Genomic DNA, 19,688 nt, shown 5'->3' on the forward strand with positions numbered 1-19,688 from the left:
GAGGGTCCTTAATTGAGACGGAAAGGTTATGGCGAAACGAGACTTTTACGAGGTTCTGGGGGTTGAGCGTGGCGCCAGCGAGGCGGACCTGAAGAAGGCCTACCGTCGCCTGGCGATGAAATACCACCCGGACCGCAATCCTGGCGACAAGGAAGCCGAGGACAAGTTCAAGGAGGCCAACGAGGCCTACGAGGTCCTCTCCGATGCCAGCAAGCGGGCGGCCTACGACCAGTACGGCCATGCCGGCGTCGATCCGAACATGGGTGGGGGCGCTGGCGCCGGTTTCGGCGGGGCGAGCTTCTCCGACATCTTCGGCGATGTGTTCAGCGATTTCTTCGGTGGCGGCGGCGCCCGCGGTGGCTCGCGCGGCGGCGCGCAGCGCGGCGCGGACCTGCGCTACACCCTGGATCTCGACCTGGAAGAGGCGGTACGCGGCACCACCGTCACCATCCGCGTGCCGACCCTGGTCGGTTGCAAGACCTGCAACGGCAGCGGCGCCAAGCCCGGTACCACACCGGTCACCTGCACCACTTGCGGCGGTATCGGCCAGGTGCGTATGCAGCAGGGCTTCTTCTCGGTCCAGCAGACCTGTCCGCGCTGCCACGGCACCGGCAAGATGATTTCCGATCCCTGTGGCTCCTGCCATGGCCAGGGGCGCGTGGAAGAGCAGAAGACTCTGTCGGTGAAGGTGCCGGCCGGCGTCGACACCGGCGACCGCATCCGCCTCACCGGCGAAGGCGAGGCCGGCAGCATGGGTGGTCCGGCGGGCGACCTGTACGTGGTGGTCAATGTGCGCGAGCACCCGATCTTCCAGCGCGACGGCAAGCATCTGTACTGCGAAGTGCCGATCAGTTTCGCCGACGCTGCGTTGGGTGGCGAGCTGGAAGTGCCGACCCTGGATGGCCGGGTCAAGCTGAAGATTCCGGAAAGCACCCAGACCGGCAAGCTGTTCCGCCTGCGCGGCAAGGGCGTGGCCCCGGTGCGCGGCGGCGGCGCCGGCGACCTGATGTGCAAGGTGGTGGTGGAAACCCCGGTGAACCTGGACAAGCGCCAGCGCGAGCTGCTCGAGGAGTTCCGCAAGTCGTTGCAGAGCGACACCTCGCATTCGCCCAAGGCCAGCGGCTGGTTCGAGGGCATGAAGCGTTTCTTCGACGACCTATAAACAAAGCCATGGGCGCGGCCTGACCGCCGCGTCCGGGTTCCGCGTGGAGTGGTTTTATGCGACGTATAGCCGTAGTGGGCGCCGCCGGGCGCATGGGCAAGAACCTGATCGAGGCCGTTCAGCAGACCGGCGGTGCCGCCGGGCTGACGGCGGCGGTGGATCGTCCGGATAGCACCCTGGTGGGGGCGGACGCCGGCGAGCTGGCCGGTCTCGGCCGGATCGGCGTGCCGCTGTCCGGGGACCTGGGCAAGGTCTGCGAGGAGTTCGACGTCCTGATCGACTTCACCCATCCCTCCGTAACCCTGAAGAACATCGAGCAGTGCCGCAAGGCGCGCCGCGCGATGGTCATCGGCACCACCGGCTTCAGCGCCGACGAGAAGCTGCTGCTGGCCGAAGCGGCGAAGGATATCCCGATCGTCTTCGCTGCCAACTTCAGCGTCGGCGTGAACCTTTGCCTGAAGCTTCTGGATACCGCGGCACGGGTGCTGGGCGACGAAGTGGATATCGAGATCATCGAGGCCCATCACCGGCACAAGGTCGATGCACCGTCCGGCACCGCCTTGCGCATGGGCGAGGTGGTAGCCCAGGCGCTCGGCCGGGACCTCCAGGAAGTGGCGGTCTACGGACGCGAGGGGCAGACCGGCGCGCGGGCGCGGGAAACCATCGGCTTCGCCACCGTGCGCGCCGGCGACGTGGTGGGCGACCACACCGTGCTGTTCGCCGCCGAGGGCGAGCGCGTGGAGATCACCCACAAGGCTTCCAGCCGCATGACCTTCGCCCGTGGCGCGGTGCGTGCGGCGCTGTGGCTGGAGGGCAAGGAGAACGGCCTGTACGACATGCAGGATGTGCTCGGCCTACGCTGAGGCGCTGCCGCACGTCGTCTTATTGGTGGACCGGAATGTCGCGATTCTGTAAACTACAGCTTTAGTGTGTCCACTAAAAGCAGCGCAGCATGAATCGAAAAAAAGCGGGATGACTCTTCACGGTGTCATCCCGCTTTTTTACACCTGCGCGACCAGTCAGGCTTGATTTACGGGAGGTCTTCTTGACTAAGCCAGCCATACTTGCACTTGCCGACGGCAGCATTTTTCGCGGTGAAGCCATCGGTGCCGACGGCCAGACCGTTGGCGAGGTGGTGTTCAACACCGCCATGACCGGCTACCAGGAAATCCTTACCGATCCTTCCTACGCCCAGCAGATCGTCACCCTGACCTACCCGCACATCGGCAATACCGGTACCACCCCGGAAGACGCCGAGGCCAACCGTGTCTGGGCCGCCGGCCTGATCATCCGCGACCTGCCGCTGATCGCCAGCAACTGGCGCAGCAAGCAGTCGCTGCCTGACTACCTGAAAGCCAACGGCACCGTCGCCATCGCCGGCATCGATACCCGTCGCCTGACCCGTATCCTCCGCGAGAAGGGTTCGCAGAACGGCTGCATCCTGGCTGGTGCCGACGCTACCGAGGAACGCGCGCTGGAGTTGGCTCGCGCCTTCCCCGGCCTGAAGGGCATGGACCTGGCCAAGGAGGTCACCACCGCCGAGCGCTACGAGTGGCGCTCCAGCGTCTGGAACCTGGAAAGCGACAGTCATCCGGAGATCCCGGCCGGTGAACTGCCGTATCACGTGGTGGCCTACGACTACGGCGTGAAGCTGAACATCCTACGCATGCTGGTGGCGCGCGGCTGCCGCCTGACCGTGGTGCCGGCGCAGACACCGGCCAGCGAAGTGCTGGCGCTGAACCCTGACGGCATCTTCCTTTCCAACGGCCCCGGCGACCCCGAACCGTGCGACTACGCGATCCAGGCGATCCGCGAATTCCTCGATACCGAGATCCCGGTGTTCGGCATCTGCCTCGGCCATCAGTTGCTGGCCCTGGCCTCTGGCGCCAAGACCCTGAAGATGGGCCACGGGCACCACGGCGCCAACCACCCGGTGCAGGACCTGGACAGCGGCGTGGTGATGATCACCAGCCAGAACCACGGTTTCGCGGTCGACGAGAGCACCCTGCCGGACAACCTGCGAGCCACTCACAAGTCGCTGTTCGACGGTACCCTGCAGGGTATCGAGCGCACCGACAAGGTCGCTTTCAGCTTCCAGGGCCACCCCGAGGCGAGCCCCGGCCCGCATGACGTCGCCCCGCTGTTCGACCGCTTCATCTCGGCGATGGCCGAGCGTCGCTGAGGAGCAGAGCCATGCCGACCCTGGGGATAACCGATTTCTGGACCTACGTGCTGGGTGTGGTTTTCGTGATCCTGTTGCCCGGACCGAACTCGTTGTTCGTCCTCGCGACTTCGGCCCAGCGTGGCGTGGCGACCGGCTACCGGGCCGCCTGCGGCGTGTTCCTCGGAGACGCGGTGCTGATGCTGCTGTCGGCCCTCGGCGTGGCCTCCCTGCTGAAGGCCGAGCCGATGCTGTTCATCGGCCTGAAGTACCTCGGTGCGGCCTACCTGTTCTATCTCGGCGTCGGCATGTTGCGGGGCGCCTGGCGCAAGCTGCGCAATCCCGAGGCGACGGCGGCGCAGGCCGAACAGGTGGATGTCCACCAGCCGTTCCGCAAGGCGCTGCTGCTCAGCCTGTCGAATCCCAAGGCGATCCTGTTCTTCATCTCCTTCTTCATCCAGTTCGTCGATCCCGGCTATGCCTATCCGGGGCTGTCGTTCCTGGTGCTGGCGGTGATCCTGGAACTGGTCAGCGCCCTTTACCTGAGCTTCCTGATTTTCACCGGTGTGCGGCTGGCGGCCTGGTTCCGCCGGCGGCAACGGTTGGCTGCCGGCGCCACTTCGGGCGTCGGCGCCCTGTTCGTCGGCTTTGGTGTGAAGCTGGCCACCGCAACCCTGTCCTGATTATTGCAACGAGAGTCCCATGCCAAAACGTACAGACATAAAGAGCATCCTGATCCTCGGTGCCGGCCCCATCGTGATTGGCCAGGCCTGCGAATTCGACTACTCCGGCGCCCAGGCCTGCAAGGCCCTGCGCGAGGAGGGCTACCGCGTCATCCTGGTGAACTCCAACCCCGCGACCATCATGACCGATCCGGCGATGGCCGACGCGACCTACATCGAGCCGATCAAGTGGGCCACCGTGGCCAAGATCATCGAGAAGGAACGCCCCGACGCGCTGCTGCCGACCATGGGCGGCCAGACCGCGCTGAACTGCGCCCTGGACCTGGAGCGCCACGGCGTGCTGGAGAAGTTCGGCGTGGAGATGATCGGCGCCAATGCCGATACCATCGACAAGGCCGAGGACCGCTCGCGCTTCGACAAGGCGATGAAGGATATCGGCCTGGCCTGTCCGCGCTCGGGCATCGCCCACAGCATGGAGGAGGCCTACGGCGTGCTCGAGCAGGTCGGCTTCCCCTGCATCATCCGTCCGTCCTTCACCATGGGCGGCACCGGCGGCGGTATCGCCTACAACCGTGAAGAGTTCGAAGAGATCTGCGCCCGTGGCCTCGACCTGTCGCCGACCAACGAGCTGTTGATCGACGAGTCGCTGATCGGCTGGAAGGAATACGAGATGGAGGTGGTCCGCGACAAGAAGGACAACTGCATCATCGTCTGCTCCATCGAGAACTTCGACCCGATGGGCGTGCACACCGGTGACTCGATCACCGTGGCGCCGGCGCAGACCCTGACCGACAAGGAATACCAGATCATGCGCAACGCCTCGCTGGCGGTATTGCGCGAGATCGGCGTGGAAACCGGCGGTTCCAACGTGCAGTTCGGCATCTGCCCGAACACCGGGCGCATGGTGGTGATCGAGATGAACCCGCGGGTTTCCCGCTCCTCGGCCCTGGCCTCCAAGGCCACCGGTTTCCCGATCGCCAAGATCGCCGCCAAGCTGGCGGTCGGCTACACCCTCGACGAACTGCAGAACGACATCACCGGCGGTCGCACCCCGGCGTCGTTCGAGCCGGCCATCGACTACGTGGTGACCAAGATCCCGCGCTTCGCCTTCGAGAAGTTCCCGAAAGCCGATGCCCGCCTGACCACCCAGATGAAGTCGGTCGGCGAAGTCATGGCCATCGGCCGGACCTTCCAGGAGTCGGTGCAGAAAGCCTTGCGCGGCCTGGAAGTCGGCGCCACCGGCTTCGATCCGAAGCTCGACCTGAACGACCCGGAGGCCGACAGCATCCTCAAGCGCGAGCTGACCGTGCCCAGCGCCGAGCGTGTCTGGTACGTCGCCGACGCCTTCCGCGCCGGCAAGAGCGTCGAGGAAGTGTTCGAGCTGACCCGCATCGACGAATGGTTCCTGGTGCAGATCGAGGACCTGGTCAAGGACGAGGAGAAGGTCAAGACCCTCGGCCTGTCCTCCATCGATCGCGAGCTGATGTACAAGCTCAAGCGCAAGGGCTTCTCCGACGCGCGCCTGGCCAAGCTGCTAGGCGTCACCGAGAAGAACCTGCGCAGCCATCGCCACAAGCTGAAGGTGCTGCCGGTCTACAAGCGTGTCGATACCTGCGCCGCCGAGTTCGCCACCGACACCGCCTACATGTATTCGACCTACGAGGAAGAGTGCGAGGCCAACCCGTCGAGCCGCGAGAAGATCATGATCCTCGGCGGCGGTCCGAACCGCATCGGCCAGGGCATCGAGTTCGACTACTGCTGCGTGCACGCGGCGCTGGCGATGCGCGAAGACGGCTACGAGACCATCATGGTCAACTGCAACCCGGAAACCGTCTCCACCGACTACGACACCTCCGACCGCCTGTACTTCGAGCCGGTGACCCTCGAGGACGTCCTTGAGATCGTCCGCGTCGAGCAGCCCAAGGGCGTGATCGTCCAGTACGGCGGCCAGACCCCGCTGAAGCTCTGCCGCGCCCTCGAAGAGGCCGGCGTGCCGATCATCGGCACCAGTCCGGACGCCATCGACCGTGCCGAAGACCGCGAGCGCTTCCAGCAGATGGTCCAGCGCCTGAACCTGCGCCAGCCGGCCAACGCCACCGCGCGCAGCGAAGACGAGGCCCTGGCCGCGTCCAAGGCCATCGGTTATCCGCTGGTGGTACGCCCGTCCTACGTGCTGGGCGGGCGGGCGATGGAAATCGTCTACCAGGAAGAAGAACTCAAGCGCTACATGCGTGAGGCGGTTCAGGTTTCCAACGACAGCCCGGTGCTGCTCGACCACTTCCTCAACTGCGCCATTGAAGTCGACATCGACGCGGTATGCGACGGCGAGATCGTGGTGATCGGCGCGATCATGCAGCATATCGAGCAGGCTGGCGTTCACTCCGGCGACTCCGCCTGTTCGCTGCCGCCGTACTCGCTGCCGCAGCACATCCAGGACGAGATCCGCGAGCAGGTCAAGAAAATGGCCCTGGAGCTTGGCGTGGTCGGCCTGATGAACGTGCAGATGGCGGTGCAGGGCGAGGATATCTTCGTCATCGAGGTCAATCCGCGCGCCTCGCGTACCGTGCCGTTCGTCTCCAAGTGCGTCGGCGAGTCGCTGGCCAAGGTCGCCGCCCGCGTCATGGCCGGCAAGACCCTGGCCGAGGTCGGCTTCACCCAGGAAATCATCCCGCCGTTCTTTAGCGTCAAGGAAGCGGTGTTCCCGTTCGCCAAGTTCCCCGGCGTCGATCCGATCCTCGGCCCGGAAATGAAGTCCACTGGTGAAGTGATGGGCGTCGGTGATAGCTTTGCCGAAGCCTTTGCCAAGGCTCAGTTGGGGGCCAGCGAGATCCTCCCGACCGCCGGTTGCGCCTTCATCAGCGTCCGCGAAGACGACAAGCCGTTCGCCGCCCAGGTGGCTGGCGACCTGGTCGCGCTGGGCTTCGAAGTGGTAGCCACCGCCGGTACCGCGCGTGTCATCGAGGCCGCGGGCCTGCCGGTGCGTCGCGTGAACAAGGTGACCGAAGGTCGCCCGCACGTGGTGGACATGATCAAGAACGACGAGGTCACCCTGATCATCAACACCACCGAGGGCCGGCAGTCCATCGCTGACTCCTACTCCATTCGTCGAAACGCCCTGCAGCACAAGATCTGCTGCACCACCACCATTGCGGGTGGGCAGGCGATCTGTGAGGCGCTCAAGTTCGGTCCCGAGAAGACCGTTCGGCGTCTGCAGGATCTCCACGCAGGAATCAAGGCATGAGCAAGTTCCCCATGACCGTCCAGGGCGCCCGCGCCCTGGAAGAAGAAGTGAAACACCTGAAGGGCGTGCTGCGCCCGCAGATCAGCCAGGCCATCGCCGAAGCGCGTGAACTGGGCGACCTCAAGGAAAACGCCGAGTACCATGCGGCACGCGAACAGCAGGGCATGGTCGAGGCGCGTATCCGCGACATCGAGGCCAAGCTGTCCAACGCCCAGGTCATCGATGTCACCGCCATCCCGCACAGCGGCAAGGTGATCTTCGGCACCACCGTCGACATCGCCAACGTCGAGACCGACGAGACCGTGACCTACCAGATCGTCGGCGACGACGAGGCGGATATCAAGGGTGGCAAGATCTCGGTGAATTCGCCGATCGCCCGTGCGCTGATCGGCAAGACCGAGGGCGATGCCGTGCTGGTGAGAACCCCGGGCGGCGACGTCGAGTACGAGATCGTCGAGGTTCGCCATATCTAAGCGCGCTCCGTTGCGCGCAGGCGCGATCAGTTGGCTGCTGGCCCAGACGTTCTGGGTCGGCGGCCTCTGGTTGCTGCAGTTCATGGTCCTGCCTGCGTTGGCCAAGACCGGACTGGCGCCGTTGCTGGTGGAAACCGTAGCCGCGGCGTTGACGCCGCTGCTGATCGGCTTCGCCGGATTCTGTGCGGTGCTGCAGGCGCTGGTGTTGGTGTCGAGCCACGGGCCGAGGAGCCTCTGGCGAGACCTTCGCGGTCAGTTGTTGCTCGCCGTCGCGCTGCTCTGCCTGGTGTATTTCCTGGTGCGTGGGCTGGCGCCCGAGGCGGTGCGCTGGCTGCTATTCAACTACCTGGCGGTGGCGATGTGTGGCCTGCTGCTGGTGTTGCAGCCGGTACCGGTGCGGGACGAGGAAGGCGTCTGAACCAGGTCGGGAAGTTTCCCGACCTTGGTTGGATGGGGCATCAGATGCCGGCGAAACGGCTGATGTTCGAGAGATTCTTGTTCGGCTTCGGGTTCTTCCGATAGACCAGCGCCATCTTGCCGATGCTTTGCACCAGGTCGCTGCGCGACTGCGCGCAGAGTTCGTCGAGCAGGGCGCGGCGATCGTCGCGCTCGGCCAGCGCCAGTTTCACCTTGATCAGTTCGTGATCGTTGAGTGCGCGCTCGAGTTCGGCGAGAACGCCTTCGGTCAAGCCGTTCTCGGCTACGATCAATACCGGTTTCAGGTGGTGACCGATAGATTTGAACTGTTTCTTCTGCTCTTGAGTGAGCGCCATAATCAGACCCCTGGGAAAAAGTCGTCTATTTTACCCCAGTTTTAGTCCAAGTGATGCTGCCCCCGCCGACCGGGGGTGCCCGAAGAGGTATTCCGTGGCCCGCTCCAAAACCAGCCAGCGTTGGCTGAAAGAACATTTCGACGATCCCTACGTGAAGATGGCCCAGCGCGATGGCTATCGCTCGCGTGCCAGCTACAAGCTGCTGGAGATCCAGGAGAAGGACCGCATCCTGCGTCCGGGCATGACCGTGGTCGACCTGGGCGCCGCGCCGGGCGGATGGTCGCAGGTCACCAGCCGGGTTATCGGCGACCGTGGCCGGCTGATCGCTTCGGACATCCTCGAGATGGACAGCATCCCCGACGTCACCTTCATCCAGGGCGACTTCACCGAGGACGCGGTGTTCGCGCGGATCCTCGAGGCGATCGGCGATCATCCGGTAGATCTTGTGATTTCCGATATGGCCCCCAATATGAGTGGAGTGCGGGCCGCCGACCAGCCGCGCGCCATGTATCTCTGCGAACTGGCGCTGGACCTGGCCGGCCGTGTGCTGCGGCCGGGCGGCGATTTCCTGATCAAGATCTTCCAGGGCGAAGGTTTCGACCAGTACCACAAGCAGGCCCGGGAAATGTTCGACAAGGTACAGATGCGCAAGCCCCTGTCGTCGCGTGATCGTTCGCGGGAACAGTATCTGCTCGCACGCGGCTTTCGCGGGGAATAGACTGGAATGATTGACCCTATAGCCTGTCTATTGGTCGATGACCTGTTGTGCCGGGACGGGCGAGGGTTCATAAAGGGTTACAGACAACGCCTGCGTGCGCGGGCGCTTGTGTAGTACTTTTGGCCGGAAGGAGTCTGGCCGTCGTGTGAAGCGGTTTCCAGGACGGAGCCGGCTTCAGAGGGTAGTCAATTGAACGACATGGCAAAGAATCTGATTCTGTGGCTGATCATCGCGGCGGTACTGGTGACCGTGATGAACAATTTCTCGAGCCCGAGCGAGCCACAGACGCTGAACTACTCGGACTTCATCCAGCAGGTCAAGGATGGCAAGGTCGAGCGAGTGACCGTGGATGGCTATGTCATCACCGGCAAGCGTAGCGACGGCGATACCTTCAAGACCATCCGCCCGGCGATCCAGGACAACGGCCTGATCGGCGACCTGGTCAACAACAACGTCGTGGTCGAGGGCAAGCAGCCCGAACAGCAGAGCATTTGGACCCAGTTGCTGGTCGCCAGCTTCCCGATCCTGGTGATCATCGCCGTCTTCATGTTCTTCATGCGCCAGATGCAGGGCGGCGGCGGCGGCCGCGGCGGCCCGATGAGCTTCGGCAAGAGCAAGGCGCGCCTGCTGTCCGAGGACCAGGTCAAGACCACCTTCGCTGACGTCGCCGGCTGCGACGAGGCCAAGGAGGAGGTCAGCGAGCTGGTCGAGTTCCTTCGCGATCCGGGCAAGTTCCAGCGCCTGGGCGGCCGTATCCCGCGCGGCGTGCTGATGGTCGGCCCGCCCGGCACCGGCAAGACCCTGCTGGCCAAGGCCATCGCCGGCGAAGCCAAGGTGCCGTTCTTCACCATTTCCGGTTCCGACTTCGTCGAGATGTTCGTCGGCGTGGGCGCCTCCCGTGTCCGCGACATGTTCGACCAGGCCAAGAAGCACGCGCCGTGCATCATCTTCATCGACGAGATCGACGCCGTCGGCCGCCATCGCGGCGCCGGCCTGGGCGGCGGTCACGACGAGCGCGAGCAGACCCTCAACCAGTTGCTGGTGGAGATGGATGGCTTCGAGATGAACGATGGCATCATCGTCATCGCTGCCACCAACCGTCCGGACGTTCTGGACCCGGCGCTGCTGCGTCCGGGCCGCTTCGACCGCCAGGTGGTGGTCGGCTTGCCGGATATCCGCGGGCGCGAACAGATCCTCAAGGTGCACATGCGCAAGGTGCCGCTGGGTGACCATGTCGATCCTGCCGTCATCGCCCGCGGTACGCCCGGTTTCTCCGGCGCCGACCTGGCCAACCTGGTCAACGAGGCCTCGCTGTTCGCCGCGCGCTCCAACAAGCGCATCGTCGACATGCGCGAGTTCGAGCTGGCCAAGGACAAGATCATGATGGGCGCCGAGCGCAAGACCATGGTCATGTCCGAGAAGGAGAAGCGCAACACCGCCTACCACGAAGCCGGCCACGCCATCGTCGGTCGCCTGGTGCCGGAGCATGACCCGGTCTACAAGGTGTCCATCATTCCGCGCGGACGCGCCCTGGGCGTGACCATGTTCCTCCCCGAGGAAGATCGCTACAGCCTGTCCAAGCGCGCGCTGGAAAGCCAGATCTGCTCGCTGTTCGGCGGCCGTATCGCGGAAGAGATGACCCTCGGCTTCGAAGGCGTCACCACTGGCGCTTCCAACGACATCATGCGTGCTACCCAGTTGGCGCGGAACATGGTGACCAAGTGGGGGCTGTCCGAGAAGCTCGGCCCGCTGATGTACGCGGAGGAGGAGGGCGAGGTGTTCCTCGGCCGTAGCGCCGGCAGCCAGCACGCCAATGTGTCGGGCGAGACCGCCAAGATGATCGACCAGGAAGTCCGGCGCATCATCGACGACTGCTACGGTACCGCCAAGCGACTGCTCGACGAGAACCGCGACAAGCTGGAGATGATGGCCGACGCACTGATGAAGTACGAGACCATCGACTCCGACCAGATCGACGACATCATGGCCGGTCGCGTGCCGCGCGAGCCGCGTGACTGGCAGGGTGGTTCGGGTACCGGCACCCCGCCGGCCAACCTGGAAGAGTCGGGCCGCCGCGAGAACACCCCTCCCATCGGTGGGCCGGCCGGCGAGCACTGAGAGCCCTGAATGAGCAATCCGCAATACCCGACCCGACTGCCTTGCGGCAGTCGGGTTCTTGATTTGGCCCGCCCACATGTCATGGGCATCCTCAATGTCACCCCCGATTCCTTTTCCGACGGCGGCCGTTACGACCGGCTGGACGATGCCCTGCGGCATGCCGAGCGCATGGTGCGGGAAGGCGCAACGCTCATCGACGTCGGCGGCGAGTCGACCCGTCCCGGTGCGCGCAGCGTTTCTCCGACGGAGGAGCTGGAGCGGGTCGCTCCGGTAGTCGAACGCATCGCCCGCGAGCTGGACGTCGTGATTTCGGTGGATACCTCCACGCCTGCGGTCATGCGCGAAACTGCGCGTCTCGGAGCGGGTCTGATCAACGACGTCCGTTCGCTGCAGCGCGACGGTGCGCTGGATGCTGCGGTGGATAGCGGCCTGGCGGTCTGCCTCATGCACATGCGTGGAGAACCGCAGACCATGCAGGATGCGCCTGCCTACCAGGATGTGGTGGCGGAAGTCGGCGCGTTCCTGCAGGAGCGTGTGGATGCCTGCGTGGCGGCCGGAATCGACCGCGAGCGGCTGTTACTGGATCCGGGTTTCGGTTTTGCCAAGACACTGGAGCACAACCTGGTGCTGTTCAGGCATCTGCAGGCGCTCCATGACCTGGGCCTGCCGTTGTTGGTCGGCGTTTCGCGCAAGAGCATGATCGGCAAGGTACTGGGGCGGGAGGTGGACGAACGCCTCTACGGCAGTCTCGCGCTGGCGGCCCTGGCGCTGGCCAAGGGCGCACGGATAATTCGAGTGCATGACGTGGCGGCGACCGTCGACGTGATGCGAATGATCTCCGCCGTTGAAATGGCGGATTGAGCACGGAAGACAAAAGATGAGCAGAAAATACTTCGGGACTGACGGTATCCGTGGTCGTGTTGGCGAGTTTCCGATTACTCCGGACTTCGTTCTCAAGCTGGGCTGGGCGGTGGGCATGGCCTTCCGCCGGCAGGGCAACTGCCGGGTCCTGATCGGCAAGGACACGCGCAGCTCGGGTTACATGTTCGAGTCGGCGTTCGAGGCCGGGCTCTCCGCTTCCGGCGCCGACACCCTGTTGCTGGGGCCGATGCCTACCCCGGGCATCGCCTACCTGACGCGGACTTTCCACGCCGAGGCCGGGGTGGTGATCAGCGCTTCGCACAATCCCCACGACGACAACGGCATCAAGTTCTTCTCCGGGCAGGGGACCAAGCTGCCGGACGACGTCGAGCTGATGATCGAGGAACTGCTCGATGCGCCGATGACCGTGGTGGAGTCCGCCCGTCTCGGCAAGGTTTCGCGGATCAATGACGCGGCGGGGCGCTACATCGAATTCTGCAAGAGCAGCGTGCCGACCAGCACCGACTTCAACGGTCTCAAGGTCGTGCTCGACTGCGCCAACGGCGCTACCTACAAGATCGCTCCCAGCGTCTTCCGGGAACTGGGCGCGGAAGTGACGGTGCTGGCGGCCAGCCCGAATGGCCTGAACATCAACGACAAGTGCGGTTCCACTCACCTGGATGGCTTGCAGGCTGCGGTGGTCGAGCACCATGCCGACCTCGGCATCGCCTTCGACGGCGACGGCGACCGGGTGATGATGGTCGACCATACCGGTGCGGTCGTGGATGGCGACGAACTGCTTTTCCTCATCGCGCGCGACCTGCAGGAAAGCGGGCGGCTGCAAGGTGGTGTGGTCGGCACCCTGATGAGCAATCTCGGCCTGGAGCTGGCTTTGCAGGAACTGCATATCCCGTTCGTGCGGGCGAAGGTCGGCGATCGCTATGTGATGGCCGAACTGCTGGCTCGGAACTGGATGCTAGGAGGGGAGAATTCGGGGCATATCGTCTGCTGCCAGAACACCACGACGGGCGATGCCATCATCGCGGCGCTACAGGTGCTGATGGCGCTCAAGCATCGCGGCCAGACCCTGGCCGAGGCGCGCCAGGGGATTCGCAAGTGCCCCCAGGTGCTGATCAATGTGCGCTTCAAGGGCGAAAACGATCCGCTCGAGCACCCCTCGGTGAAGGAGGCCAGCGTCCGCGTCACCGAGCAAATGGGCGGGCGCGGTCGTGTCCTGCTGCGCAAATCCGGCACGGAGCCGTTGGTCCGGGTGATGGTCGAGGGCGACGAGGAAGCTAGCGTTCGTGCCCACGCCGAACAGCTGGCAAAAATTGTTTCTGAGGTATGTGCTTGATTTTGCTTGCCAGTCTGGAAACTGTTGAGTAACATCTGCGCCCACTTTGCCCCGCGAGGTACAGCATGCGTCGACCCTTGGTGGCCGGTAACTGGAAAATGCACGGTACGCATTCCAGTGTGGCCGAGTTGATCAAAGGCTTGCGTCAGCTGGCGTTGCCGAGCGGAGTCGATGTAGCTGTGATGCCGCCTTGCTTGTTCATCAGCCAGGTCATCCAGGGCTTGGCCGGCAAGGCGATCGATGTAGGTGCGCAGAACAGCGCCGTCGAGCCGATGCAAGGCGCGCTGACCGGTGAGACTGCTCCCAGTCAGTTGGCGGATGTCGGTTGTAGCATGGTCCTTGTGGGCCACTCGGAGCGTCGCCTGATTCTCGGCGAGAGTGACGAGGTTGTGAGTCGCAAGTTTGCCGCGGCTCAGTCGTGCGGCCTGGTGCCGGTGCTGTGTGTCGGGGAGACCCGGGCGGAGCGCGAGGCGGGCAAGACGCTGGAGGTTGTCGCAAGGCAGCTGGGAAGCGTGATCGACGAGTTGGGTGTTGGAGCTTTTGCTCGCGCAGTCGTGGCTTACGAGCCGGTCTGGGCGATCGGGACCGGGTTGACCGCGTCCCCCGCGCAAGCCCAGGAAGTGCACGCGGCGATCCGCGCGCAACTGGCAGCGGAAAATGCCGAGGTCGCAAAAGGTGTGCGACTCCTTTACGGCGGCAGTGTAAAGGCGGCAAGTGCAGCCGAGTTGTTCGGCATGCCGGATATCGATGGGGGGCTGGTAGGTGGAGCCTCCCTCAATGCGGATGAGTTCGGCGCGATCTGTCGTGCCGCGGGAAGCTGAAGATGCTGGAAAAGGTCGTAATTGTCGTGCATCTGCTGATGGCATTGGGTCTTGTTGGCCTGATCCTCGTTCAGCATGGCAAGGGTGCGGATGCAGGGGCTTCTTTCGGTGCAGGTGCTTCGGCAACTGTTTTCGGAAGCCAAGGTTCCGCTACCTTTTTGAGTCGGATTACTGGTATACTGGCAGCGGTTTTTTTCTTGACCAGCCTTGGCTTAGCGTACTTCGCTAAAGAAAAGTCTGATGCTCTGCAACACATCGGACTGCCGGATCCGGCAGTTCTGGAGCAGAAGCAAGAGAAAGCACCGGCCGCTGACGATGTGCCGGTTCTTCAGGAGCAGTCCAAGCCTGCGGAAAGTGCAGGCGATGTACCGGCGGCTCCTGAACAGAAGTAAGAGAAAGGTTTCTGCCGAGGTGGTGGAATTGGTAGACACGCTACCTTGAGGTGGTAGTGGCCATAGGCTGTAGGGGTTCGAGTCCCCTCCTCGGTACCATATAAGCAAGCCCCGTCCTGCGGGGTTTGTCTCCGCAAGGTTCGGTTGACCCACCAGGGTGTCGGTCGTATAATCTTGCACCAGCTTTGACGCGGGGTGGAGCAGTCTGGTAGCTCGTCGGGCTCATAACCCGAAGGTCGTTGGTTCAAATCCAGCCCCCGCAACCAGTTTTTCAGGGCCCCTTTTTAGGGGCTTTTTGTTAGCTGGACAGTCCATGCCACGGTTCCGAGTGGCAATTTAGGGATGGGCGTTTCGCCCATTTTTTGTTTCTACGACATACGCGAGGCGATCAGGTGTCGAGCAAGCTAGAACAGTTGCAGGCCTTGCTGGCCCCTGTGGTCGAGGCGCTCGGCTATGAGTGCTGGGGCGTCGAGTTCATTTCCCAGGGTCGTCATTCGGTGTTGCGCGTCTATATCGACCGCCCCGAAGGCATCCTCATCGATGACTGTGAAGCCGTCAGTCGGCAGGTCAGCGGTATTCTCGACGTCGAAGACCCGATCAGCGGCGAGTACACCCTGGAGGTGTCCTCTCCGGGCATGGATCGGCCGCTGTTCACCCTCGAACAGTTCGCCAAGCATGCCGGCGAGCAAGTGAAGATCAGGCTGCGTTCGCCCTATGAGGGGCGGCGTAACTACCAAGGCATTCTCCGTGGTGTGGAGGAGCAGGATGTGGTGGTCCTGGTGGACGATCACGAGTACCTGCTGCCGATCGATTCGATCGACAAGGCCAACATCATTCCCCGTTTTGATTGAGACGCGAATCCGCGGATCCAATGGATTGAAAGGCGAGGCGTACAATGAGCAAAGAAGTACTGCTGGTTGTTGAGTCGGTATCCAACGAAAAGGGCGTACCGGCCGGCGTGATTTTCGAGGCGCTGGAGCTGGCTCTGGCGACCGCCACCAAGAAACGTTTCGAGGACGAGGTCGACCTGCGCGTCGAGATCAATCGTCATAACGGCAGCTACGAGACTTTCCGTCGTTGGCACGTCGTCGCCGACGAGGACTACCAGGACCCCGCCACCGAGATCACCGTCGAGGACGTCCAGGAGCAGAAGCCGGGCGCGAAGGTCGGCGAGGTCATCGAAGAAAAGATCGAATCCATCGAGTTCGGCCGCATCGCTGCGCAGACTGCCAAGCAGGTCATCGTGCAGAAGGTCCGCGAGGCCGAGCGCGCCCAGGTGGTCGATGCCTACCGCGAGAAGGTCGGTGAGATCATTTCCGGTACCGTGAAGAAGGTCACCCGCGACAACGTCATCGTCGATCTCGGCAACAACGCCGAGGCGCTGCTGGCCCGCGACCAGATCATTCCGCGCGAGACCTTCCGCGTTGGCACCCGCGTGCGTGCCCTGCTGAAGGAGATCCGTACCGAGAACCGCGGTCCTCAGCTGGTCCTGTCGCGTACCGCGCCGGAAATGCTGATCGAGCTGTTCCGCATCGAAGTACCGGAAATCGCCGAGCAGTTGATCGACGTGATGGCCGCCGCCCGTGACCCGGGCTCGCGCGCCAAGATCGCCGTTCGTTCCAAGGACAAGCGCATCGACCCGCAGGGCGCCTGCATCGGCATGCGCGGTTCGCGCGTCCAGGCGGTATCCGGCGAGATCGGTGGAGAGCGGGTGGACATCGTCCTGTGGGACGACAACCCGGCGCAATTCGTGATCAACGCCATGGCTCCGGCCGAGGTGGCGGCGATCATCGTCGACGAGGATACCCATACCATGGATATCGCCGTCGCCGAGGACAATCTGGCGCAGGCTATCGGCCGCAGTGGCCAGAACGTCCGTCTGGCCAGCCAGTTGACCGGCTGGACCCTGAATGTGATGACCGAGGCGGATATCCAGGCCAAGCAACAGGCCGAGACCGGGGATATCCTGCAGCGCTTCGTCGACGAGCTGGATGTCGACGAGGAACTGGCCCAGGTACTGGTGGAAGAGGGCTTCACGACTCTTGAGGAAATCGCCTACGTACCGATGGAAGAGATGCTCAGCATCGATGGCTTCGACGAAGACATCGTCAACGAGCTGCGCTCCCGTGCCAAGGATCGCCTGCTGACCAAGGCCATTGCGACCGAAGAGAAGCTCGCCGACGCACAACCGGCAGAAGACCTGCTCAGCCTCGATGGCATGAGCAAGGAGCTGGCCCTGGACCTGGCGCTGCGTGGCGTAACCACCCGTGAAGATCTGGCCGAGCAATCGATCGACGATCTGCTCGACATCGACGGCATGGACGAAGAGCGTGCCGGCAAGTTGATCATGGCCGCCCGGGCCCATTGGTTCGAGTAAGCAGTCGCGGCCTGAGGAGAGAAGTGCATGACGCAAGTCACGGTGAAAGAACTGGCCCAGGTGGTCGACACACCGGTGGAGCGCCTGCTGCTGCAGATGCGTGACGCAGGTCTGCCGCACACCAGTGCCGAACAAGTTGTAACGGATAGCGAGAAACAAGCCCTGCTGACCCACCTGAAAGGCAGCCATGGCGATCGCGCCAGCGAGCCGCGCAAGATCACCCTGCAACGCAAGACCACTACCACGCTGAAAGTGGGTGGCAGCAAGACGGTGAGCGTCGAAGTTCGCAAGAAGAAAACCTATGTCAAGCGCAGCCCCGACGAGATCGAGGCCGAGCGCCAGCGTGAACTCGAGGAGCAGCGCGCGGCGGAAGAGGCGGAGCGTCTGAAGGCCGAAGAGGCCGCTGCCCGCCAGCGTGCCGAAGAGGAAGCGCGCAAGGCCGAGGAAGCTGCGCGTGCCAAGGCTGCCCAGGAAGCAGCGGCTACTGCCGGTGCCGAGCCTGCCGTGGTGGCGGATGTCGCGGTTGCCGAACCGGTGGCCAAGCCTGCCGCCGTGGAAGAGCGCAAGAAGGAAGAGCCGCGCCGCGTGCCCAAGCGTGACGAGGACGATGACCGCCGCGACCGCAAGCACACCCAGCACCGTCCCTCGGTCAAGGAGAAGGAAAAGGTTCCTGCTCCGCGCGTGGCTCCACGCAGCACCGACGAGGAAAGCGATGGTTACCGTCGCGGCGGTCGTGGTGGCAAGTCGAAGCTGAAGAAGCGCAACCAGCACGGGTTCCAGAACCCGACAGGACCGATCGTGCGTGAAGTGAACATCGGTGAGACCATCACCGTAGCCGAGTTGGCCGCCCAGATGTCGGTCAAGGGCGCCGAAGTCGTCAAGTTCATGTTCAAGATGGGCTCCCCGGTGACCATCAACCAGGTCCTGGACCAGGAGACCGCCCAACTGGTCGCCGAAGAGCTGGGCCACAAGGTCAAGCTGGTCAGCGAGAACGCGCTGGAAGAACAACTGGCCGAGTCCCTGAAGTTCGAGGGCGAGGCGGTCACCCGCGCGCCGGTCGTCACCGTCATGGGCCACGTCGACCACGGCAAGACCTCGCTGCTCGACTACATCCGTCGCGCCAAGGTCGCCGCGGGCGAGGCCGGCGGCATCACCCAGCATATCGGTGCCTACCACGTCGAAACCGAGCGTGGCATGGTGACCTTCCTGGATACCCCCGGCCACGCCGCGTTCACCGCGATGCGTGCCCGTGGCGCCCAGGCGACCGACATCGTGATCCTGGTGGTCGCGGCCGACGACGGCGTCATGCCGCAGACCCAGGAAGCCGTGCAGCACGCGAAAGCGGCGGGCGTGCCGATCGTGGTCGCGGTGAACAAGATCGACAAGCCCGAGGCCAACCCGGACAACATCAAGAACGGCCTGGCCGCTCTCGACGTGATCCCGGAAGAGTGGGGCGGCGACGCTCCCTTCGTCCCGGTTTCGGCGAAGCTCGGTACTGGCGTCGATGAACTGCTCGAAGCGGTCCTGCTGCAGGCGGAAGTGCTCGAACTGAAAGCCACTCCGTCGGCCCCGGGCCGTGGCGTGGTGGTCGAGTCGCGCCTGGACAAGGGACGTGGCCCGGTGGCCACCGTGCTGGTCCAGGACGGTACCCTGCGCCAGGGCGACATGGTGCTGGTCGGCATCAACTACGGTCGTGTCCGCGCCATGCTCGACGAGAACGGCAAGCCGATCAAGGAAGCCGGCCCGTCGATCCCGGTCGAGATCCTCGGCCTGGACGGTACGCCGGATGCCGGTGACGAGATGACCGTGGTCGCCGACGAGAAGAAGGCCCGCGAAGTCGCCCTGTTCCGTCAAGGCAAGTTCCGTGAGGTGAAACTGGCGCGTGCCCATGCCGGCAAGCTGGAAAACATCTTCGAGAACATGGGCCAGGAAGAGAAGAAGACCCTGAACATCGTCCTCAAGGCCGATGTGCGCGGTTCGCTCGAGGCTCTGCAAGGCTCGCTCAGCGGCCTGGGCAACGACGAAGTGCAGGTCCGCGTGGTCGGTGGCGGCGTCGGTGGCATCACCGAGTCCGACGCCAACCTGGCGCTGGCTTCCAACGCGGTGCTGTTCGGCTTCAACGTGCGTGCCGACGCCGGCGCGCGCAAGATCGTCGAAGCCGAAGGTCTGGATATGCGTTACTACAACGTGATCTACGACATCATCGAGGACGTCAAGAAGGCCCTGACCGGCATGCTCGGCAGCGACCTGCGGGAGAACATCCTGGGCATCGCCGAGGTGCGCGACGTGTTCCGCTCGCCGAAGTTCGGCGCGATCGCCGGCTGCATGGTCACCGAGGGCATGGTGCACCGCAACCGTCCGATCCGCGTGCTGCGCGACGACGTGGTCATCTTCGAAGGCGAACTGGAGTCTCTCCGTCGCTTCAAGGACGACGTCGCCGAAGTGCGTGCCGGCATGGAGTGCGGCATCGGCGTGAAGAGCTACAACGACGTCAAGGTCGGCGACAAGATCGAAGTGTTCGAGAAGGTCGAAGTCGCACGCAGCCTTTGATGGC

Annotated in this window: 17 protein-coding genes and 2 tRNA genes; 18 read left to right on the forward strand and 1 reads right to left on the reverse strand. The window is 63.8% G+C overall.

All coding sequences use genetic code 11. The features are described from left to right. The first annotated feature begins 28 nt into the window (after positions 1–28). From dnaJ to FOC67_RS00575, 7 genes are all read left to right on the forward strand, one after another. The gene (gene dnaJ / locus FOC67_RS00545) at positions 29–1,162 is read left to right on the forward strand and encodes a molecular chaperone DnaJ (protein ID WP_003095211.1); all 1,134 of its coding nucleotides are present in this window, start codon (positions 29–31) and stop codon (positions 1,160–1,162) included. 56 nt (positions 1,163–1,218) lie between these two features. Then, positions 1,219–2,025, forward strand: coding sequence for a 4-hydroxy-tetrahydrodipicolinate reductase (gene dapB, locus FOC67_RS00550; protein ID WP_003095210.1), 807 nt, complete (start codon positions 1,219–1,221; stop codon positions 2,023–2,025). A gap of 182 nt (positions 2,026–2,207) precedes the next feature. After that, the gene (carA, locus tag FOC67_RS00555) at positions 2,208–3,344 is read left to right on the forward strand and encodes a glutamine-hydrolyzing carbamoyl-phosphate synthase small subunit (protein WP_003095209.1); all 1,137 of its coding nucleotides are present in this window, start codon (positions 2,208–2,210) and stop codon (positions 3,342–3,344) included. Between the two features lie 11 nt (positions 3,345–3,355). Continuing rightward, on the forward strand, positions 3,356–4,006 hold the full coding sequence (gene leuE / locus FOC67_RS00560) for a leucine efflux protein LeuE (protein ID WP_003095208.1): 651 nt from the start codon (positions 3,356–3,358) through the stop codon (positions 4,004–4,006). Positions 4,007–4,025: 19 nt separating this feature from the next. Beyond that, complete coding sequence (gene carB, locus FOC67_RS00565) at positions 4,026–7,247, forward strand: carbamoyl-phosphate synthase large subunit (RefSeq protein WP_003095207.1); 3,222 nt, start codon at positions 4,026–4,028, stop codon at positions 7,245–7,247. After that, positions 7,244–7,720 carry a transcription elongation factor GreA gene (gene greA, locus FOC67_RS00570; RefSeq protein WP_003095206.1) on the forward strand — a complete coding sequence of 159 codons (477 nt, stop codon included), beginning with the start codon at positions 7,244–7,246 and terminating at the stop codon, positions 7,718–7,720. The genes carB and greA overlap by 4 nt, the downstream gene beginning before the upstream one ends. A gap of 10 nt (positions 7,721–7,730) precedes the next feature. Then, positions 7,731–8,138, forward strand: a complete 408-nt coding sequence (locus FOC67_RS00575; protein ID WP_009314249.1) for a hypothetical protein — start codon at positions 7,731–7,733, stop codon at positions 8,136–8,138. A 40-nt stretch (positions 8,139–8,178) separates the two neighbouring features. Here FOC67_RS00575 and yhbY read toward each other — a convergent pair whose 3' ends face one another. After that, positions 8,179–8,493, reverse strand: coding sequence for a ribosome assembly RNA-binding protein YhbY (gene yhbY / locus FOC67_RS00580; RefSeq protein WP_003095204.1), 315 nt, complete (start codon positions 8,491–8,493; stop codon positions 8,179–8,181). Positions 8,494–8,587: 94 nt separating this feature from the next. Here yhbY and rlmE point away from each other — a divergent pair, with 94 nt between their 5' ends. From rlmE to infB, 11 genes are all read left to right on the forward strand, one after another. Continuing rightward, complete coding sequence (gene rlmE, locus FOC67_RS00585) at positions 8,588–9,211, forward strand: 23S rRNA (uridine(2552)-2'-O)-methyltransferase RlmE (RefSeq protein ID WP_003095202.1); 624 nt, start codon at positions 8,588–8,590, stop codon at positions 9,209–9,211. Positions 9,212–9,409: 198 nt separating this feature from the next. Further along, entirely contained in the window at positions 9,410–11,329 is a 1,920-nt protein-coding gene (gene ftsH, locus FOC67_RS00590) for an ATP-dependent zinc metalloprotease FtsH (RefSeq protein ID WP_003095200.1), read from the forward strand. Between the two features lie 9 nt (positions 11,330–11,338). Beyond that, on the forward strand, positions 11,339–12,190 hold the full coding sequence (folP, locus tag FOC67_RS00595) for a dihydropteroate synthase (protein ID WP_003123508.1): 852 nt from the start codon (positions 11,339–11,341) through the stop codon (positions 12,188–12,190). Between the two features lie 16 nt (positions 12,191–12,206). Further along, positions 12,207–13,544 carry a phosphoglucosamine mutase gene (gene glmM, locus FOC67_RS00600; protein ID WP_003095196.1) on the forward strand — a complete coding sequence of 446 codons (1,338 nt, stop codon included), beginning with the start codon at positions 12,207–12,209 and terminating at the stop codon, positions 13,542–13,544. 65 nt (positions 13,545–13,609) lie between these two features. Next, entirely contained in the window at positions 13,610–14,365 is a 756-nt protein-coding gene (gene tpiA / locus FOC67_RS00605; RefSeq protein WP_003100513.1) for a triose-phosphate isomerase, read from the forward strand. Positions 14,366–14,367: 2 nt separating this feature from the next. Next, complete coding sequence (secG, locus tag FOC67_RS00610; protein WP_003095194.1) at positions 14,368–14,757, forward strand: preprotein translocase subunit SecG; 390 nt, start codon at positions 14,368–14,370, stop codon at positions 14,755–14,757. Positions 14,758–14,770: 13 nt separating this feature from the next. Continuing rightward, a tRNA-Leu gene (locus FOC67_RS00615) sits at positions 14,771–14,856 on the forward strand. A 90-nt stretch (positions 14,857–14,946) separates the two neighbouring features. After that, a tRNA-Met gene (locus FOC67_RS00620) sits at positions 14,947–15,023 on the forward strand. Positions 15,024–15,149: 126 nt separating this feature from the next. After that, complete coding sequence (rimP, locus tag FOC67_RS00625; protein WP_003095193.1) at positions 15,150–15,608, forward strand: ribosome maturation factor RimP; 459 nt, start codon at positions 15,150–15,152, stop codon at positions 15,606–15,608. Positions 15,609–15,652: 44 nt separating this feature from the next. Then, positions 15,653–17,134: a transcription termination factor NusA gene (nusA, locus tag FOC67_RS00630; RefSeq protein WP_003095192.1), complete on the forward strand. Its 1,482-nt coding sequence runs from the start codon at positions 15,653–15,655 to the stop codon at positions 17,132–17,134. 27 nt (positions 17,135–17,161) lie between these two features. Beyond that, positions 17,162–19,684 carry a translation initiation factor IF-2 gene (infB, locus tag FOC67_RS00635; RefSeq protein WP_003113908.1) on the forward strand — a complete coding sequence of 841 codons (2,523 nt, stop codon included), beginning with the start codon at positions 17,162–17,164 and terminating at the stop codon, positions 19,682–19,684. Positions 19,685–19,688: the final 4 nt, after the last annotated feature.

It is taken from the genome of Pseudomonas sp. FDAARGOS_761 (genome assembly GCF_013343155.1).
Lineage (GTDB): Bacteria > Pseudomonadota > Gammaproteobacteria > Pseudomonadales > Pseudomonadaceae > Pseudomonas > Pseudomonas aeruginosa.

Excerpts from the sequence above, each read along its gene's own strand:
- dnaJ (WP_003095211.1), top strand. The coding sequence starts at position 29 with ATGGCGAAACGAGACTTTTACGAGGTTCTGGGGGTTGAGCGTGGCGCC.
- dapB (WP_003095210.1), top strand. The coding sequence starts at position 1,219 with ATGCGACGTATAGCCGTAGTGGGCGCCGCCGGGCGCATGGGCAAGAAC.
- leuE (WP_003095208.1), top strand. The coding sequence starts at position 3,356 with ATGCCGACCCTGGGGATAACCGATTTCTGGACCTACGTGCTGGGTGTG.
- carB (WP_003095207.1), top strand. The coding sequence starts at position 4,026 with ATGCCAAAACGTACAGACATAAAGAGCATCCTGATCCTCGGTGCCGGC.
- greA (WP_003095206.1), top strand. The coding sequence starts at position 7,244 with ATGAGCAAGTTCCCCATGACCGTCCAGGGCGCCCGCGCCCTGGAAGAA.
- yhbY (WP_003095204.1), bottom strand. The coding sequence starts at position 8,493 with ATGGCGCTCACTCAAGAGCAGAAGAAACAGTTCAAATCTATCGGTCAC.
- ftsH (WP_003095200.1), top strand. The coding sequence starts at position 9,410 with ATGGCAAAGAATCTGATTCTGTGGCTGATCATCGCGGCGGTACTGGTG.
- folP (WP_003123508.1), top strand. The coding sequence starts at position 11,339 with ATGAGCAATCCGCAATACCCGACCCGACTGCCTTGCGGCAGTCGGGTT.
- glmM (WP_003095196.1), top strand. The coding sequence starts at position 12,207 with ATGAGCAGAAAATACTTCGGGACTGACGGTATCCGTGGTCGTGTTGGC.
- tpiA (WP_003100513.1), top strand. The coding sequence starts at position 13,610 with ATGCGTCGACCCTTGGTGGCCGGTAACTGGAAAATGCACGGTACGCAT.
- secG (WP_003095194.1), top strand. The coding sequence starts at position 14,368 with ATGCTGGAAAAGGTCGTAATTGTCGTGCATCTGCTGATGGCATTGGGT.
- nusA (WP_003095192.1), top strand. The coding sequence starts at position 15,653 with ATGAGCAAAGAAGTACTGCTGGTTGTTGAGTCGGTATCCAACGAAAAG.
- infB (WP_003113908.1), top strand. The coding sequence starts at position 17,162 with ATGACGCAAGTCACGGTGAAAGAACTGGCCCAGGTGGTCGACACACCG.